The sequence below is a fragment of the Paraburkholderia sp. DD10 genome, assembly GCF_049177125.1.
Taxonomy (GTDB): domain Bacteria; phylum Pseudomonadota; class Gammaproteobacteria; order Burkholderiales; family Burkholderiaceae; genus Paraburkholderia; species Paraburkholderia terricola.
The window spans coordinates 3,900,698-3,918,811 of record NZ_CP185393.1 but is presented as its reverse complement, the minus strand read 5'-3'; the positions used below and the strand labels follow the sequence as shown (position 1 = coordinate 3,918,811).

The window sequence follows — 18,114 nt, the reverse complement described above, 5'->3', positions numbered from 1 at the left end:
CTGGCTGCGGCTCGTGTCGAGTGCGCCGCTGGAAGCTTTCAATCGCTGTGCATCCCTATTGAACAATTAGGGACGGAGGTTGTCAGAGCCACGGCGATTCCGTTAGAAACCAGTCGAACGGCGACGCAACCCGCGTCGCAACTGTATTCGGGGTGCGGCCGGCGCGACGCCCGGGCGCGTTTTGGTACTATTGCTGCAAATTTTGCAGACCCGCGCGACAAGAACCGGTATTGCACGCTCCCCCTCACACCGTAGGCCTTTTGCCGCATGGACCATGAGAACCTGATCGCGTGCCACGAATGCGATACGCTGTTCCGCAAGCCAACGCTTGTCGGGCGCAAGGTCGCGCGCTGTCCGCGCTGCGGCGCAACGCTCTACAGCGGGGTCTCCCGCAAGCTCGACAGCATCTGCGCCATGACGCTCGGCGCGCTGATCACCTTCCTGATAGCTCAGGGCTTTCCCATCGTCGAACTCGAAGCCAACGGCATCACCTCGCAAACCACGCTGTTCGGCGCGCTCGTCGCGCTGTGGAACGAAGACATGCAGATCGTCGCCGTCATGGTGTTCTGCTCGACCGTGCTGTTTCCGCTCACCGAACTGGTCGCGCTGCTCTACGTGCTGATCCCGCTGCGCGCGGGCCACGTGCCGCCCGCCTTCAACCAGGTGCTGCGCGCGATTCAATTCGTGCGCCCGTGGGGCATGATCGAGGTCTTCATGCTCGGCGTGCTGATCACGATCGTGAAGATGGTGAGTCTCGCGCGCGTGATTCCCGAGGCGGCGCTCTTCGCGTTCGGCGCGCTCACGCTGATGTTCGCGGTGGTCGTGACGTTCGATCCGCGCATTCTGTGGGATCTCGCCGACGAGCTGGGCGCCGGCACGCGGCGGCCGCGACCGCGTACCGCCGCCGACAGCGCGGCGGCGGCCGTCAGTTCGGTTGCCGGGCCACCCGCGCCGCCCGGCATGCACAATGCGGTGCAAAGCGCGGTTCAAAGCGCGGTTCAAAGCGCGGCCCAAACGCCGGCGTCCCCCACTTCGGCGCGCGGCGCGCCGCCGAAGCCGCGTCACGGGTGAGCGCACGATGAAATACGTCACCGCGAAGCGCGCGGGTCTCGTCGCCTGCCATGCCTGCGGAAGAGTCGAACCCCGCATCCGCTCGGTCACCGCGCAGCACTGCGGGCGCTGCGGCGCGCGCCTTCACTCGCGCAATCCCGACAGCCTCATGCGCACATGGGCGCTGCTGATCGCCGCGGCCCTGCTGTATATTCCCGCCAACCTGCTGCCGGTGATGCACACCTCGTCGCTGCTCGGTTCCGAAGAAGACACCATCATGAGCGGCGTCGTCTATTTCTGGACCTCGGGCGACTGGCCGCTCGCTGTGATCGTGTTCGTCGCCAGCATCATGGTGCCCATGCTCAAGCTGAGCGTGCTGGTGCTGCTCACCGTCACCGCGCAGCGCCGCTCGCGCTGGCGGCCGGGGCAACGCACCACGCTTTACCGGATGGTCGAGCGGATCGGCCGCTGGTCGATGCTCGATATTTTCGTCGTCACGCTGACTGTCGCGCTGGTGCGCTTCAAATCGCTCGCCGTCATCACCGCCGGGCCGGGGGCAATCGCCTTCGGTTCCGTCGTGATTCTGACGATGATGGCCTCCATACAATTCGATCCACGGCTCATCTGGGATCACGTGGAAGGCAATACCAAAGAACCTCAGGATCCAGACCATGACTAGCCCGCAAGGACCGACGCCCGCCTCCGAGGCGCCGCGCAACGATTCGAACGGACCCACGCTGCCGCCCCAACTGCCCGACCCCGAGATCGAGCCCCGCAGCCGCTGGCTGCCTTCGCTCGTCTGGGTGATTCCGCTGATCGCCGCGCTGATCGGCATCGCGCTCGTGATCAAGTCGGTGACCGAGAAAGGCCCCACGATCACGCTCAGCTTCACCAGCGCCGAGGGCCTCGAACCGGGCAAGACCAAGGTCAAGTACAAGGACGTCGACGTCGGCGCGGTCAAGACCATCACGCTGTCGAAGGATCTTTCGCACGTTCTGGTTCAGGTGCAGTTGACCAAGGAAGGCGAGGACTTCGCGGTCAAGGATTCGCGCTTCTGGGTGGTGCGCCCGCGCGTCGGCGCGAGCGGTGTCTCGGGGCTCACCACGCTGCTCTCGGGCGCCTACATCGGCGCGGACGCGGGTCATTCGTCGGAGACCGAGAAAAACTTCGTCGGCCTCGAAACGCCGCCGCCGATCACCGGCGACCAGAAGGGCCATCAATTCATTCTGCACGGCGAGTCGCTCGGCTCGATCGACATCGGTTCGCCGATCTTCTACCGGCGCGTGCAGGTCGGCCAGGTGGTCGGCTTCTCGCTGGACAAGGACGGCACGGGCGTCACCATGCAGGTGTTCGTGTCCGCGCCGTTCGACCAGTACGTCGGCACCAATTCGCGCTGGTGGCATGCGAGCGGCGTCGATCTGCGGCTCGACTCGAGCGGCTTCAAGCTGAACACGCAGTCGCTCGCGACGGTGATCGTCGGCGGCTTGTCGTTCGAGTCGCCGCCCGGCCAGGGGGTGGGCGCGCAGGCGCCGAACAACATGACGTTCCGCCTCGGCTCCGATGAAGCCGACGCGATGCGCGAGCCGGACGGCGTGCCGCTGCGCGTGGTGATGAACTTCAACCAGTCGCTGCGCGGTTTGTCGGTCGGCGCGCCGGTGGATTTCCGCGGCATCGTGCTGGGCCAGGTGACCAACATCGGCATCGATTACGATCCGCAGAAACGCAGCTTCACCATGCCGGTGACGATGAACCTGTACCCCGACCGGCTCGGCAAGCGCTTCCGCGAAACGGCTCCGGTGCCGGGCAGCATCGCGGGGCAAACCATGCTGCAACAGCTCGTCAAGCATGGCCTGCGCGGTCAGTTGCGTACCGGCAATCTGATCACGAGCCAGTTGTATGTGGCGCTGGACATCTTCCCGAAGGCGCCGCCGGCCACCGTCGACGTCGCAAGCGATCCGCTCGAATTGCCGACCATTCCGAACACGCTCGACGAATTGCAGTTGCAGGTCGCCGACATTGCGAAGAAGCTCGACAAGGTGCCGTTCGACCAGATCGGTGCCAACCTGAACAGCGCGTTGAAGAACGCCGATCAGCTCTTCACCCGACTCGACAAGGAAGTCGTGCCGCAGGCCCGCGACACGCTGGCAGCCGCGAAGCAGACCTTCGGCTCGGCCGAGGCGACGTTGCAGCAGGACTCGCCGTTGCAGTCGGATGTGCATCAGGCGTTGCAGGAACTCACGCGCACGTTGCAATCGTTGAACGCGCTGTCGGATTACCTCGAGCGTCATCCCGAATCGCTGTTGCGCGGTAAATCAGGAGATAAACCATGATGTTTGCCCGGCTCCCTCGCCTGCCGCGCGGGCCCGTGCGCGGCGCCGTTTACGCTGGCGCCCTGGTCGGATTACTGGCGATGACGGCCTGTTCGTCGCCTTCGAGCCGCTTCTATACATTGAGCGATGGCGGCGTGGCCGGCACCGCGGCTTCTGTCGGCACGCGGACTTCGGCTGCGCCCGCGTGGCTGATCGAAGTCGCGCCGATCAACGTGCCGCCGCAAGTGGCAAGAAATCAGTTGGTGGTGCAGACGGCGCCGACGCAAGTCAGCGTGCTCGAACAGGAGCGTTGGGCGTCCCTGCCGGGGGACGAGATTCGCCGGGCTTTGTCGACCACTCTGACCCAGCAGCTCGATACCATCGATGTGTACGGCACCGCTTATCCGGATGCGACGCCGGTTTATCGAGTCAGCATGAACGTGCAGCGGTTTGAGTCGTGGCCTGGGTCGCATGCGTTGATCGATGCGGTGTGGAGTGTGCGGGCTGTGCGGAGTGCGGTGGTGATGACTTGCCGGAGTGTGGTTAGTGAGCCGGTTGGCGGTGGGTATGATTCTCTGGTGAAGGGGCATCGGCAGGCGTTGGAGCAGGTTTCCTTGCAGGTTGGGGCTGCTGTAAAGGCTATGGCTGGTTCTGTTTCGCGGGGGAAAGGGGGGGGTGTGGGTGTGCCGGGGTGCCCTTCGGGGGGTGGGGGTTGAGGCTTTTTTTTTGCCTGCTCGGCGGGTTGGGTGGTGGTTGTGCTGTTGCTGGTTGGGTGGTGGTTGTGCTGTTGCTGGTTGGCCTCTCCTTGTGTTGTTAGTGGTCTATTAGCGTTGCCCCTGTGCGGGGCGGCACCTACTTTCTTTGCCGCCGCAAAGAAAGTAGGCAAAGAAAGCGGCTCACACCGCCAGTTCTGAAGCGGGTCCCCTGGCCTGGAGGGCGTAGTGGTGCATCTGGAATCCGTGTTCTCGCGCACTCCGCGTTCGTGACAAGGCAGTCATTCTTCCGGCGGCGCTGCGCGCGCCGTCGCGGTGCTTCGTAACACCTACACCCTGGTCGGCCGTCGCGGCACTTTGCAATACCCGGCACTCTGGTCGGCCGTCGCGGTGCTTTACAACACCGGGCACTTTGTTGCGGTCGTGGCGTCGGCGCGCATCGCGAAACTCGGCGCGGCTGTGTGTTTTGCGTTCGTCTTCTGTAGGGCGGTCAAATCGCGGGCGATGCGGTGCGCTCGCCGTCGCGTTGCGCGATCTGGCAGCGCGTGTTCCGGCGGCGTGTTCCGGCATCCGCGGGAAACCGCGCGGCCGGCGCGCCGCCGGTCCCACCCCGACCGCGTACAATGGCGCCTTATCTAACGCCTTCCGGCAACTCAATGTCCTTCGATTTCTTCCTCCCCTGCCCACGCGGCCTTGAAGCCTCGCTCGCGGCCGAACTCGCCGAAATTGCCGCGCAACACCTGAACGGCGCGCCGTTTACGGCAGGCGCGCAAGTGCCGGGCGGCGTTCATTTCCGCGGCGGCTGGGCCGCCGGCATGGCCGCCAATTTGCATTCGCGCATCGCGAGCCGCGTGCTGCTGAAGATCGCGCATCGGCCCTATCGCAGCGAGCAGGACGTGTACGCGCTTGCCGTCGAACAGCGTTGGGAGCAGTGGTTCTCCGCGAACGAAACGCTGCGCGTGGACGTCACCGCGATCAAATCGCCGCTGCGTAGCCTCGAATTCACGACGCTGCGCGTCAAGGACGCAATCTGCGACCGTCTGCGTGAAGTCAGCGGCGCGCGACCGAGCATCGACACCGGCATGCCCGACGTGCGCGTGTTCGCGTTCCTCACGGCCACCGATTGCACGCTCTACCTCGACACCTCGGGCGATCCGCTTTTCAAGCGCGGCTGGCGCCTCGACAAGGGCGCGGCGCCCCTGCGCGAAAATCTGGCGGCGGGCATCCTGCGTCTGACGGGTTGGACCGCCGGCACGCCGCTCTACGATCCGATGTGCGGCAGCGGCACCTTCCTCGCGGAAGCCGCCCAAGTGGCGTTGAATATCGCACCGGGCGCTGAACGCCGCTTCGGCTTCGAAAAGCTCAAGCAATTCGACGCCAGGACCTGGCAAACGCTGAAGGCCGCCGCGCTCGACGCGAAGCAGGCGGCCCGCAATTCGCGCGCCGATATCCAGATCTACGGCAGCGATATTTCCGGCGACATGCTCGACAAGGCGCGCGCGAACTTCCAGCGCGCCGGTTTGCCGACCATTCCGCTCAAGCAGGTCGACGCGCGCGGCATGACGCCGCCGAGCGCGGAGCCCGGCATCCTCGTTGCGAATCCGCCGTATGGCGAACGGATCGAAGTGCGCGGCCGCAATGCGCGTGGCGAAATCCGCGAACGCGGTAATCGCGAGAACCGCGACGACGACGGTTTCCGTCGCGCCCAGGAAGAAGCACCTGACAGCGAGTTTTTCCAGTCGCTCGGCGACGCGCTGAAGCAGCGCTTCACCGGCTGGCATGCGTTCATTCTCACGTCGGATCGCAAGCTGCCCGGGCAGTTGCGTCTGCGTGAATCGACCAAGACGCCGCTCTTTAACGGCGCGCTCGAATGCCGGCTGTTCCGTTTCGATTTGATCGCGGGCAGCGTGCGGCAGCGGCCGCAAAGCGATACGCCGGCGCAATGACGCAGCGATTGCGCGTCGAACCAGCGAACGCGGACCTAGGTCCGCGTTTTTTTCGAGGTACTCCGGTTAGGACCGCGCTCACGATCGCGGCTCCTCTCCGCTCTTCCTGTTGCTTTCCGTCTCGCCGGGCGCCCTGCCGTTGCCGTCGTGGAATCCAATGAGCAAATCCGGCGACGCTCGCTCTTGGGTTGGCTTCGAGGCTCGAGGACATTCTTTAACGCCGCCGCGGAGCGCCGTCGCTGCGACGCGCCGATCCTCTGCTCTTCCTGTGCGCTGAAATCTGCCGCGATGCGGTTGTATGCGGCGGGCAATCGGTCGCGCATGTCCCCCGCCGTCAGCAATTCGCCATAGCGGACTGCGCCGTCGTACTCGACGTAGGTCGAGCTATTGGATGAGAGGTGGTGGGCGACGGGGCTCGTCGATGCGAGTTCTGCCTGAGCCGGTTAGAACTGCGCGGTGAGTTGGAAGCCCACCGTCACGCGCGCGGTGGGAAAGCCGGACGGCTTGTAGATCGGCGTTGCCGCGAACAGGTCATACGCGAGTCCCGCGTACTTCGCCGGTATGCCGCCACGGATACCGATGACCGCGCCCGCCAGTTGCGTTCCCGCCAGGAATGCCGTATTCGGGCCGAACACGCGCCCATAGTCGATGCCCGCGTATAGCGACTGTCCTGTCTGCCCGATCGGCATCTGCAGTTCGTTGCGCCAGTAAAAACCTTTCTCCGCCGCCAGCATCGTTTCACCGTCGAAGCCGCGCACCGTGTAGCGGCTGCCGATGGTCAGGTCGTCCAGGTAGAACAGCGTGTCGTTCGTGAACTGGCCGTGAAGCGTCGTCACGTAGCGGAAGTTCTGTTTCGCAACGGAGAACGGCACCGACAGGTTCGCGTCGAGCACGGTCATGTGGAAGCGGTAGGTGGGGCCGCCCGGATACGGGTCCGGCGTCGCGCCGAGTCCGCCGATACCTTGACGGTAGGCGAGCGTGCCGTCGAACTGCGATGCGCCGAAGTAATGGCGATCGGTCAGGCCCGCTTCGATGAAGGTGTTGTTGCGCCGCTGCGTCGGAATGCTCGCGTCATTGATGAAGCTTTCGCCGAAGCGCTTCGAAAGCTGGAACTCGACGCCGAACACGTCGTTCTGGCTGCGGCTCAGTACACGCGTGAGACGTAGCGCGGTTGTCTGCGCGTTGCCGCTCGACACGAATGTCTCGTTCGCGCCGGCGAGAGGCTGGTAGTAGGTGTTCGTGCTGCCCGACAGGGTTGCCGTCCAGTAGCCCCACGGCACCGAGTACGAACCGTTGAAACCGTGCGAACCGAGCGACTTGTTATGCAACGACAGGTCCTGGTTCGCGCCGACCGTGAACACGTCGTTCAGGCCGAGCGGGTTGTAGATGCCGAGGCTCACGTTGCCCTGCCATTTGCCCGTCGCTTCCGTGCCGGAGTTATCGACCGATGCGACGAACGTCCAGGGCTTCGAGCGCTTCACGCTCACCACGACATCGCTTTCGCCCGGCGTGTCGGTCGGTTCGATTTTCATGTCCACGTCCTGCGAGGCGACGCGCTTCATCTGCTCGAGTCCCTGTTCGAGATCGCGCAGGTTCAGCAGGTCGCCGTTGTTCGCGGGGAATGCGGTTTTCCATGTGCCACGCGTCTCAGGATCGGCGAAGCGGATCTGGCGCACGACGCCTGGCACGAGAGCGAAGGCCAGTGTTCCGGTTGACAGGTCCTGTTGTGGGACGAGTACGCGTGTGGTGATGTAGCCGCGTGAAAGGATCGTCTGCTGCAATCCTTTCGCGAGCGTGTCGATGCCGCCCTTGCCGACGCACTGGCCCCGGTAGTGGTCGAGCCATTCGCGCGCGAAGGCGAAGCGGTCGAGCGGCAGCGCCGACGCGCCGTGCTTGCGCACGCTATCGGGCAGGGTCGCCGGGACGTCGAGCGTGAACGACTCGATGCGGAAGCAGGGTTCTTCATGCGGCAGTTCGGGATACACGCCGGCCTTCGGTACGGTCGAGCGCACCGCAGGCGCGTTGATGGTCTTCTCGCGTTCCTGCGCCTCGCGCTGCTGCTGGACCTGCTGGTTCTGTTCGGCGTTCGCGCGGGCTGCTGTGGCGATGTCGGCGGGAGTCGGCGCGTGCTGCGCGTGAACAGCCTGACCCGCCAGCGAGGCAGAGGCTATCAACGGCAGAAGCGATAGCCTCTTGCTGATTTTCATTGTTGTTCCAATCTTTTGATTCTGTTCGTTACGCGGGCGAAGCGAACATTCGTCCCACCAGCGTGTAATTGCCGGTTGAAGTGATCCACGTTCACACCTTCACGTGCCCGCAGTGCAACTGGATCGTCTAGAGATGCGGGTGACTCACTGTGGGCGCAAAGAAATAAATACCGAGCGCAACAACGACGAGAATCGTCAGCATAACGAGCAATAGATTTCGCCAACCTCTGCCAGTTGTTGGAAGGTCGCTTAGGCCCCCGCCTGTGCCCATGCCCCAACTGAAAGGTTCGAGAGCAACAAGAAGCAAAACGGCAATGACCATCGTCGCCTTCGCAATCGTAGCGAAGAACAATTCGGCAAAGCGGTAGGGCCACGTGGAACGATGCGGCCCTACCGGGGGACGACGAAATTCTGGATGCGTGATATTTCCGCCGCAATGCGGCCTCGTAGAAATGCCAAGTTGCTGCGCAGTCAGCTTGGCCTTCTATCATTTGCTGGAGTAGTTCACGGCTTATCAGCACGTTCGGATGCCACGAAGCCGGACAAACGTGCAATCCAGACCAAAAATACCGTTGCGCAGCCGAAACCCACCATAATCAAGATGCCTTCGAGAGTTAAAACCCGAGGTAAAACTTCATCGACGGAACGAGCCCATCCCGCTCGTAGTCCCATCGATACAAACGCGGATACCGGGATTCCAAGCGCACCACAAGCGAAGAATGTCCAGTAGCTCACTTTACGAGTCCAATATGCAATGAGCGGCATAACAATGGGCACAATCAGTCCGTACATCGCACCCGCAAGTACATCCTGTTTCATGATGTTCTCCAAATCATCTATTCTGCTCGTGCTGATTTATCGCTGCTTGAGCCGCCTTACCTGCCGCCTGCCCCTGTACCATCCCATTGAGGCGAATCACTGCACCAGGTATCGTTATTACATTCGTGAGTTTGTTTGGAATTTCCGCCCACTTGAACATCGAGGCACCAAAAATCCCATTCATTGCGCCAACTGTAGTAGCAGCACCAAGGCCCAATAGCGAAAAGTGTTGATCAAATGCAGTTCCGGCGTCGCCGCCTTGGAACTTCGCGATAGCCGCAGCAGCAGCTCCAGTAAATGTATACGCTACCGCGGAGACGGCCCCACCAGTGAGCGCCGCCGTGTAAAGCGAATATCCCGCCTGCGCGGCCTTGTACGCAGCGAGCGCCTCCGGTCCAGCAATTGCGGCCGCAGCAAGAGCCGCTGTTGCACCACCCACGGCGACCACGCCCATCGCGTTCTGGTTGACCGCCTGCGAAAGTTCGCCCTGCGCCTGGAGAACTTGCTTGTATTGCGCATCGGTGCAGACATTGCCCGCGCCGCAATAGCGGTTCACCAGATCGACCCGGATGGCATTGAGCGGATCGCTGCCCTTGCCGATTGCATTGCTGTCGTCGCAATGAGCGCCGTCGCACGAAGTGCTCCGGTTGTACAGATCGGTATTCGAGCCGGTGAACGCCCCCGAATTGCCGCCGACCAGTGCGCCAGCGCCATCCGCCAGCGCATTCGCCAGGACGTTCCCGAGCATGCGGTTCGTGTCAGCGTCGCCGGTCGGATTCGCATCATAGACGGCGTTGCTGACCTGGTTCAGGTTACCCGCTAGGGCTGACGACAGACCTGCGCCTGCCGCGCCTGCCAGCGCGTTGCCACCACCCAGGCCTGCGATCAGACCGCCGCCTGCCGTATGCAGCGCCACGCGATACGTGCCACCTTCGCCCCAGTTAGCCGCTTCCTGCGCGTACTGCGCGGCGAGTTCTGTGTCATTTGCGTCAAGGGCCTGCTGCTTGGCGGCCAAGGCATCTTTCTGCTTGCTGTCGGCATATTGCCCGATCTGCGTCGCCACCGCTTCGCCCGCCGCGCTCGACGCGTTCATCATGTCGGCCTGCCGGTTCAGCAGATCGTTCACGTCCGGCGTCCTTGCGACCGTGCCGTTGGTGTTCGTCGTGTCGCGATTCAGGCTGGCCGCGTCCTGCGTCTGGTGCGCACTGTCCGTGACATTGATCGTGCCCGCGCTGATGCCGCTCTTCGTCAGCGCGCTATCACTGCCGCTGTCGTGCTGGCTCAGCATCGGCGTGACGCCGCCCGCATTTCCGACCGAGGATACGCCTGTGCCTCTGGCCGGCGCACCGATGGACGCGCCCGCGCTGAACCCGCTGCTCGACGCACTGTAGTCCGAGCGGTTCTGTATATCGGAGAAGGTAAGCGTGCCCGTTGTCAGCGTGTTCCTCGACGCGTCGGCGTCACCGGCGATCACGGCCCCCTTGAGGTCCGTGTTGCCCTTCACGTTGATGTCGAACCCGCCCGAGCCCGCCTGAATGCCCGCCTGCTCGTTGACGCCCGCATAGTTGCCGTGCGCGTCGCCGTGCTGTGAACTGAAACTCGCGCCACCGCCGCCCTGGCTGATGCTGAAGCCGCCGCCCGAGCTTTCCTGATGCGCGCTGCTGACGGTCGTGTCCTGCACGCTTGCGACATTCAGGTTGCCGCCCACGCCAACGGAAATCTGTTTGCCGCTCACGTTCGAACCGATGATGTTCGTATCGCCGCCCGATGTGATGCTCACGCTGTTCGCACCATCGATGTGCGTATTGTTCTGCATCGCAGCGTCGCTATTCGCGTCGCCGTGCGCCTTCGACATCGACGCCGACACGCCAAAGCCCTGCGTGCCATACGAGACGCCCACGCTCGCGCTACTCGACTGGTTCGTGCTGCGCGTCGTGTCCGTATTCGTCGTATTGACGAGATTGACGTGATTCCTTGCGGCGAGAACCACGTCGTTTGCATTCACGTCCGAACCGGCAATCGTCACGTCGCCACTTCCCGGCGTACCGTTGCCTGTCGCGGCAAACGCGGCTGTGCCGCCCGCGCGCACGGTCGAGCCCTGCTGGGATGCCGAGTCTTCCGTGAAGGTATCCTTGCTGTGGCTGCTGCCGTAACTCAGTTCGATCTTCATGTCGGGCGCACCGCCCGCAGCCATTTCGCCCGCCGAAGCCACGCTCCCGACTGCGGCAATCGCGTGCAGGGCGGAGGCGCGGGAGTCTTTGCTATCGCCCGCCGCATGCGCCTGATCGACTGCGCCCTGCACCGCATCCACGAGTCCGCCCTTCACAGCCAGCGTAAAACCGCTCTTGCTAACCTCATGCACCTCGTCGTGATGACTAGTACCGGTGGCCGCATCGATGATCACATTCGCGCCCGTCCCCGTCACGTTGCGCGCCGCGATCAGATCGCTGCCCGTCACATGCAGGTCCGCCCCCGCGGACAGATTCACGCTGCCACCCGTGCTACCGACGAGACTCCCGTTCTGCGTCACCGAACTGTCGTGCGTCGTGTCCTTCTGGTCGACCTTGCCGTAGGAGATGCCGACCCCGCCCGAACTGCCCAGACCGGTTTTCACCTCCTGATGGAAGTGGCTGCTCTCACTCGTGTCCTGCGTGGTGTTGATGGTCAGGTTGTTGCCCGCCGCGAGCGTCACGTCGTGCGTGGCCGCGATCGTCGAACCGCTGACCGTCATGTCGTGACCGGCCGCGCCCGTGACCGTATCGCCCGATACCGTCGAGCCCTGCGCGATCACCTGGTGCGAACTGGCCGCGTCGGTCGTTTTCTGTTTCGACAGGAAGCCCGAACGTTCATCATGCGACCAGCGTTGCGAATCGTGCGTTTCGCCGACGCCGCCGATCGTCACGTCGCCCGTCGAGACGAGTCTGACGCTACCCGTGCCCGCCGCATCGGTGGTCACACTGGAGCCGAGTATCGCGAGATTGCCGCCGCCGCTCTGGCCGGCCGCGAGCGTTACATTGCCGCCCGCGCTCACATTCGAACCCTGCACCGACTCGTCGTATGACGAACTCGTGTGATGCGACAGGCTGCCGCCCATCGACCGCTCCTGATGCTCATGCGTGTCCTTCGCCGCCGTCACCGTCAGGTTGTTACCGGCGACCATCGCGACATCGCCGCCTGCCTGCACCGTCGCACCCGTGAACGTGGTATCGCGCCCTGACACGGTCGCGAGGTTCCCGCCCGCGACAATCGCACTGCCGAGGTTCTGCGTGACCCTGTCGTGTCCGCCGTTCAGCCCGTCGTGTGTCTGGACGTCCTGCGTGCTGGTCAGCGTGATCGTGCCGACGTTCAGGTCGCGGCCCGCCGCAATGGCGGCGTTGCCGCCCGCCTGGATCGTCGCGCCCGTCAGGTTCACGTCGCGCCCGGCTATCACCGTGGCGCTGTTCGTCGCCGAGATCGTGCCGATCGCGTCAACGCCGGTTCCCGTGACGCTGCCCGTCAGCGTGTTCGAGCCGAACGATTTCGACACACCATAGGTCTGCGTCTCATTGACGACATCGCGCCCCGCCTGCACGACGACGTCCCCGCCGCCGATCCGGCCGCCCGTGTTGCGCACGTCCTGGACCGCTGCGACAGCCGTCGCGCCCGCGCTGCCGATCACGCCGCGGTTCGTGATGTTGTTGCCGATGATGGTCGTCGCGAGATTGCTGCTGACGTGGCCGCTGTTATTCACGTCGCCGCTCGCGTTCAGGTTCACCGCATTACCCGCGACAAGCGCGCCGCTGTGCGCCAAGTCAACCGTGCTGGACTGCGCGAGATAGACCTGGGGCACCAGCACCGTCTGGTGCGAACCGTCCGGCAAGGTCACGTCCTGCGACACGAGCCACACCATGTCGGTGGTCAGCTGCTGCATCTGCGATGGCGACAGCGCAATGCCCGGTTCCAGCCCGAACGCCTTCGCATACGCGACGCCGTTGTTCATCAGCGCCGTATATTGCGCGAGATTATCCGTATAGCCCGCGAGGAACGTGCGGCCGGTCAGTTGCGTGACCTGGTCGCGCATCAGCCTTTCTTCATAGAGCCCGTCGCCCAGGCGCTTCTGGATCTTCTGCGGATCGAGCCCGAGCTGTCCGAGCATGTAGTCGCTCGATATGAATCTGCTGTACTGCGTGAAGCGCGGATCGGTGACCACCAGATAGGTGGCTCCCGGTGCCGTGTTGTAGGTGTACAGGCCACCGACTGGCAGTTTCAGGTTCGGAATGCCGCCCGTCGCGCCGCCGACCGTCTGTGGCCGGCTCGACTGACCGCTGATGGTGCCTGTCTGCGTGCCGTCAGCGCTACCGCCTGTGACGCCCGAGCCGGCAACCGTCTGCCCCTGACGGTTGACCGAATTGATGCTGATATCCCGCGCATCGGTCTGCACCGTCTGGTTCGACGTGGCAATCGCGGGCAGCGCATCGACGCTCGTCGTGCTCTGGGTGATGCCGGTGCCAATCACCTGCGTGTCGTTGCTGCCGCCGGTTTTCTGGTGCCAGTAGAACGTCGATTGCGAGTCTTGCGTGACGGTCTGCTGAAGCACGATGCCCGTATCGTCGACGCTGCCCCCCGTGGCGCGGCGAACCAGATCGCCGCCCGCGGCCATCGTGGACGACTGGTTGCTGATGCTGCCGCCGTCCGCGTTGATACGGATCGCGCCCTGGGCCCGGAGCGTTGCCGCGTTGCCCGCGCTGACGAGCTGGTCGGTCGCCGTGGTCGTCGTCGAGGTGCGTGACATCTCCACGTAGTCGTGACTGTCCGAGCCGAGGTCGGTTCGCACCACCACCTGGTCAGGCCGGATGTTCGTCTTCGGATCGTAGTCCGGCCACAAGGTAATCGTGTAAGTGCTGCCGTTGTCCGTAATGCTGTTGTAGTACTGCGTCGCGTTGCTGGTGATCGTGCGCGTCGCCTTGACGTGTTGCTGGCTGCAGAAATCGTGGGCGTTGCAGACCTCGACGAGCGGCGTCGTGGCGCTGATGTACGTGTCGGTCAGCGGCTGCGTGAGCGAGAGCGTCTGCTTGGTTGCGTCCAGATTGGCGACCTGCGATTTTGGAACCGTGACGGTGATCGGCGTCATTAACTTGCCGATACTCTCCCCGCCGATCGCCCCTGGGCTCCACCTCCACTGCGGATAGTCGAAACTGTCGTAGAAACCGAGGTCATCGACGGACATCCCCCCGGTCCAGAGCGTCAGCGTAGTCGAGCCCGCATCCTGCGGCGTGCCCGCCTGCGTGACAACACCCGTACGCACGTTACTCACCGTGCGCGCGGCGATGTCGATATCGCCATCCGCCTCGATGGTCGCGGCGCTGTTCGTGAGCGAGCCGGTCTGGTTCGCGAGCATGCCCGACGCGTCGCGCGTGCCGTCCTTCGCGATCTCCAGATTGCCGGCGCTGTAGATCAGCGCGCCGTCGGCGTTGGTGACGGAGTTCTGCGCGTACAGACGGACGCTGTTCGCGCCCGCGATCACGGCTGCGGCGCCGGTATTCCGCACGTCGTTCGCGTTCACGGTGACGTTGTTGCCGATGACCGTACCGGTGTTCGCGAGCGTCGCGCTGGAGGTGGTGACCGTGTCGCCTTCGATGCGTCCATCGTTCGTGAGCGTGCCCACTGCGTTCACGGTCGTGGACGACGAATTGATGTCCGCGCCCGCCGAATTGACGACGTTCGCGCCCGTCGCCGTCAATGCGCCCGCCGCCGCGAGCGTGCCGGCGTTCGTCAGCGTGCCGGTCGCGCTCACGCTCATGTCGCCATCGGCGTGCAGGTTGTTGGCCGCGCTGTTGGTGTAGTCGCCGAGGACCGCGAGCGACAGGTTGCGGCCCGCGACCATGTCGCCGTCGCCCGCTACCGTACCGCTTGCGGAGATGTCGCGATTCGCGCGGATCGCACCGCCCGCGTTCGACAGCGAAGCGACATTGACCGACACATCCAACCCGCCCAGGATCGCGCCACCGTCATTGATCACAGCCGCGCCCGCCTGGTTCAGGTTCAGCGCCGTGCCGCCGAAGATCGTGCCGCCCGCGTTGTTCACGGCCTGCATGACGTTCAGGTTCGCTGCGCCGCCCGCGACGAGATTTGCGCCCGCGTCGTTCGCCAGCGTCTGGGCGTTGAGCGTCACGTCGCCATTGCCGCCCAGCGTTCCGCCCGTGCTGGTCACGCTTGCGGCGGAAACAGTCGTCGCGCCGTCGCCTGCGTTGGTCAGCCTGCCCGCCGTGTTGTCGAGGCTCGCCGCCGTCACGTTCGCCACGCCGTGCGCGCCGTTGGCGGTCAGCGTGCCCCGTGCGTTCGACAGCGCGCCGCCCGCCGTCACCGACAGGTCGCCCGCTGTCTGCGCCGAGCCGTCCGTGTTGTCGATGCCGCTTTGAGCGGTGAGGGTCAGGCCGTCGTGGCCGTACAGTGTGCCGCTCCGGTTCACGATGTCCGAGGCCACGTCGACCTGAGCCGCTTTCTGCGCGGACAGCGTGCCGTGGGTGTTATCGAGGCGCTCCCCGCTGACGGCGAGCGCGCCGTTCGTCTGGAGCGTACCCGCGACGTTCGAGACCGCCGCCGTCGCGCTCACGTCAAGCGAGCCTGTGCCCGCGTGCTGGAGCGTGCCGCTGTCATTCGCGACCGACCGGCCCGACACCGTCAGGCTGTTCCCGTTCGAGGCGATCGTGCCGCCCGTGTTGTCGAGCGTGCCACCCGCGCTGACGGTCTGATCGCTTGTGCCGTACTGCGTGAGCCTGCCGCTGCGATTGGTGAGGTCGCCCGATGCCGAGACAGCCAGCGTATCGCCTTCGATGCCGCCGCTCGTGTTGTCGATGGATGCCGCTGACACGGTGGTCGCCGCGCCTGACAGCGTGCCGGCCGCATTGTTCAGTGCGCCGGTCGTGGTGACATCGAGCGCGCCGCCGGCGCCGATCGTGCCAGCGTGATTGTCGATGCCCTGCGCGCGAACCCGGGCATCGCTCGCCGCGCTGATTTTCCCCTGGTTCGCGAGCGTGCCCGCTGACGCATTCAACGCGCCGTTTGTGCCGATGGTGCCGCCCGTCCCGTTGACGAGCGCGCCCGTCGTCGTGAGGGTCATCCCGTCGCTGCCGAGCGACACGATGCGACCCGCGGTGTTCTCGAGCGAACCGGTAGCGGCGGACAGTGCGCCCGCTGCCTGGATCGTTCCGCCCTGGTTCGACAGGCCGCCCGCCGACGTGACGTTGAGTGCGCCGCCCGAAACGAACTGACCGCCGCGGTTCGACACGTTCGCCGCCGTCACCTGGACCGACCCGCCGGACAGGTTGCCGTGGTCGTTGGTGAGCGTGCCCGCTGCGCTCGCGTCGAGCGCGCCGCCTGCCGTCGTCGTCGCACCAGACAGATCCAGGTCGCCACTGTATGCCGCCAGCGTCAGCGTGCCATTCGCCGACGTGTTGCTGCCGGCGAGACTGACGGACGCGCCCTGGATCGTCGTGTTGCCGCCGCCTTCGTTACGGCCGGTCGCGCTGAGCGCGCCCTGGGCGGAAACCGACAGGTCGCCCGCATTGGCAATCGTGCCGTCGCCGTTCACACCCGCGCCGAGTGTGCCGGTCGAGGCCACGCTGCCTGCATTGACATTTGTGTTCTGCTGCGCGGCGAGCACGCCGCTGTTCGTGAGCGCGCCCGACGTGTCCGCCGTGACGTTCTGCTGCGCGTAGGTGGTGCCGCTGTTGTCGATGCCATCGCGAGCGGATACATTGATGCTGCCGCTCGCGTTGGTCTGCCCCGCCAGCACGAGCCTGCCCTGCGCGGTCAGGATCAGATCACCCGCCTGCGCCGCGAGCACGCCCCTGTTCGACACGCCGACGCCGTTCTCCGTACCGACGAGAACGATGCGGTTCGCGTACATGCCGCCCAGGTTGCTCACGTCGATCGACACACCCGGCGCCGGACCATCGCCCGCGATTGGGGTGGTCGTGAGCGTGTCGTGCCCGACCGCATTCGCACCCGTGACGACATTCAGGTTTTTCGCATGGATCGCCGCGTTCGCCTGCACCGCGCGCGCGATCAGATCGACCTGATCGACGTTCGACGCATTCAGCCCCGCGCCCTGCACGGTAATGTTGCCGCCCGTCACATTGAAACCCGTCAGCGAGCCGTCCGCTGCGAAGTTCGGCGTGCCTGTCGTCAGGATCGCGCGCGACGTGTTGATGAAGCCGCCGCCGTTCACGCTGATGCCCGAGCCGTTCGCGATCACGACTTCCGCGCGCTGGCCCGCGACTTCCAGATGCCCGTTGATCTGGCTCGCCGCGCCGCTGTTGACCTGGTTGACGATGATCCGCGCGGACTGGCCGGGGCCGAAGTTCGGGTTGCCGTTGATCATGCCCGCCTGCTGCGTCTGCACGATGGTCGGCGAGTTGTTCAGGATCGCGCCGCGCTGCTGCACGTCGAACTGGCCGTAGGTATTCACCGAAACACCGGCGCCGGACGGCCGGTTGATGTTCACCTGATCGAGGCCGTTCTGCGTCTGGATGACGGAGGGCGCATGCGCGCCACCGGGAACGATCTGCGCGCCCGAGATCGCAGGCAATGCGCCGAGCAGCGCCAGGGCGGCGAAGGCGATCTGCCGCAGTGTGAACAGCGCGTCACGGTCTGATGCCGTGCGGCGTGCGCGGATGCGCGTCTGGCCTGCGTTCCTGCCGGTCGCCGTGGCGGTTTCCTCGACGGCGACCAGCATGCCTCTCAGTCGGCTGAACACCAGCCTGTGCGTTCCTCGGTTCATTGCTGTTGCGCGAAATCAGTAACGGACCCGTAACGTAGTGGAACCCGACGAATACCACTGTCAAGGTTTGTCAACATCGGCCCGCGCGCAACACTTCACATCGAATCAACGTCGTCTGATTGACGGTTCTTCCAGCCCATGCGGGCGAAAAAAACGCACGACGCGGGCAAAGACTATCGCTGTTGTCGGCGTCTAACTTCTGCCAACGTTTTCTCCGCAACCCGCGTCGCGGCACACCCTACTGACACCACGCTGTCAGCAGCACCCCCGCACACTTCTCCTCACGCCATCCGGCGCTTTACCCGGCTT

At 64.6% G+C, this 18,114-nt stretch carries 8 protein-coding genes; 5 read left to right on the top strand and 3 right to left on the bottom strand.

Features of this window, described 5'->3' with window-relative positions; all coding sequences use genetic code 11:
- The first annotated feature begins 267 nt into the window (after window positions 1-267).
- The 5 genes from ACOCG7_RS33075 to ACOCG7_RS33055 all read left to right on the top strand — a co-directional run bounded on the left by ACOCG7_RS33075 (window position 268) and on the right by ACOCG7_RS33055 (window position 6,018).
- Window positions 268-1,071, top strand: coding sequence for a paraquat-inducible protein A (locus tag ACOCG7_RS33075; RefSeq protein ID WP_421378884.1), 804 nt, complete (start codon window positions 268-270; stop codon window positions 1,069-1,071).
- Window positions 1,072-1,078: 7 nt separating this feature from the next.
- Window positions 1,079-1,729 (top strand): paraquat-inducible protein A, encoded by a 651-nt coding sequence (locus ACOCG7_RS33070; RefSeq protein WP_114161895.1) that lies wholly within the window; start codon window positions 1,079-1,081, stop codon window positions 1,727-1,729.
- The gene (locus ACOCG7_RS33065; RefSeq protein ID WP_073428238.1) at window positions 1,722-3,380 is read left to right on the top strand and encodes an intermembrane transport protein PqiB; all 1,659 of its coding nucleotides are present in this window, start codon (window positions 1,722-1,724) and stop codon (window positions 3,378-3,380) included. Before ACOCG7_RS33070 ends, ACOCG7_RS33065 begins: the two co-directional genes overlap by 8 nt.
- The gene (locus ACOCG7_RS33060; RefSeq protein WP_114161894.1) at window positions 3,377-4,075 is read left to right on the top strand and encodes a PqiC family protein; all 699 of its coding nucleotides are present in this window, start codon (window positions 3,377-3,379) and stop codon (window positions 4,073-4,075) included. Before ACOCG7_RS33065 ends, ACOCG7_RS33060 begins: the two co-directional genes overlap by 4 nt.
- Window positions 4,076-4,728: 653 nt before the next feature.
- Window positions 4,729-6,018, top strand: coding sequence for a THUMP domain-containing class I SAM-dependent RNA methyltransferase (locus ACOCG7_RS33055; protein ID WP_114161893.1), 1,290 nt, complete (start codon window positions 4,729-4,731; stop codon window positions 6,016-6,018).
- A 443-nt stretch (window positions 6,019-6,461) separates the two neighbouring features.
- On the opposite strand, the gene ACOCG7_RS33050 is transcribed toward ACOCG7_RS33055, so the two are convergent.
- From ACOCG7_RS33050 to ACOCG7_RS33040, 3 genes are all read right to left on the bottom strand, one after another.
- Window positions 6,462-8,225 (bottom strand): ShlB/FhaC/HecB family hemolysin secretion/activation protein, encoded by a 1,764-nt coding sequence (locus ACOCG7_RS33050; RefSeq protein ID WP_114161892.1) that lies wholly within the window; start codon window positions 8,223-8,225, stop codon window positions 6,462-6,464.
- A gap of 504 nt (window positions 8,226-8,729) precedes the next feature.
- Complete coding sequence (locus tag ACOCG7_RS33045; RefSeq protein WP_143326654.1) at window positions 8,730-9,044, bottom strand: hypothetical protein; 315 nt, start codon at window positions 9,042-9,044, stop codon at window positions 8,730-8,732.
- Between the two features lie 13 nt (window positions 9,045-9,057).
- A complete protein-coding gene (locus ACOCG7_RS33040) occupies window positions 9,058-17,805 on the bottom strand; it encodes a hemagglutinin repeat-containing protein (protein WP_114161891.1) in 8,748 nt (2,915 codons plus the stop codon).
- Window positions 17,806-18,114: the final 309 nt, after the last annotated feature.

Excerpts from the sequence above, each read along its gene's own strand:
- ACOCG7_RS33050 (WP_114161892.1), bottom strand. The coding sequence starts at position 8,225 with ATGAAAATCAGCAAGAGGCTATCGCTTCTGCCGTTGATAGCCTCTGCC.
- ACOCG7_RS33075 (WP_421378884.1), top strand. The coding sequence starts at position 268 with ATGGACCATGAGAACCTGATCGCGTGCCACGAATGCGATACGCTGTTC.
- ACOCG7_RS33055 (WP_114161893.1), top strand. The coding sequence starts at position 4,729 with ATGTCCTTCGATTTCTTCCTCCCCTGCCCACGCGGCCTTGAAGCCTCG.
- ACOCG7_RS33065 (WP_073428238.1), top strand. The coding sequence starts at position 1,722 with ATGACTAGCCCGCAAGGACCGACGCCCGCCTCCGAGGCGCCGCGCAAC.
- ACOCG7_RS33070 (WP_114161895.1), top strand. The coding sequence starts at position 1,079 with ATGAAATACGTCACCGCGAAGCGCGCGGGTCTCGTCGCCTGCCATGCC.
- ACOCG7_RS33040 (WP_114161891.1), bottom strand. The coding sequence starts at position 17,805 with ATGAACCGAGGAACGCACAGGCTGGTGTTCAGCCGACTGAGAGGCATG.
- ACOCG7_RS33045 (WP_143326654.1), bottom strand. The coding sequence starts at position 9,044 with ATGAAACAGGATGTACTTGCGGGTGCGATGTACGGACTGATTGTGCCC.
- ACOCG7_RS33060 (WP_114161894.1), top strand. The coding sequence starts at position 3,377 with ATGATGTTTGCCCGGCTCCCTCGCCTGCCGCGCGGGCCCGTGCGCGGC.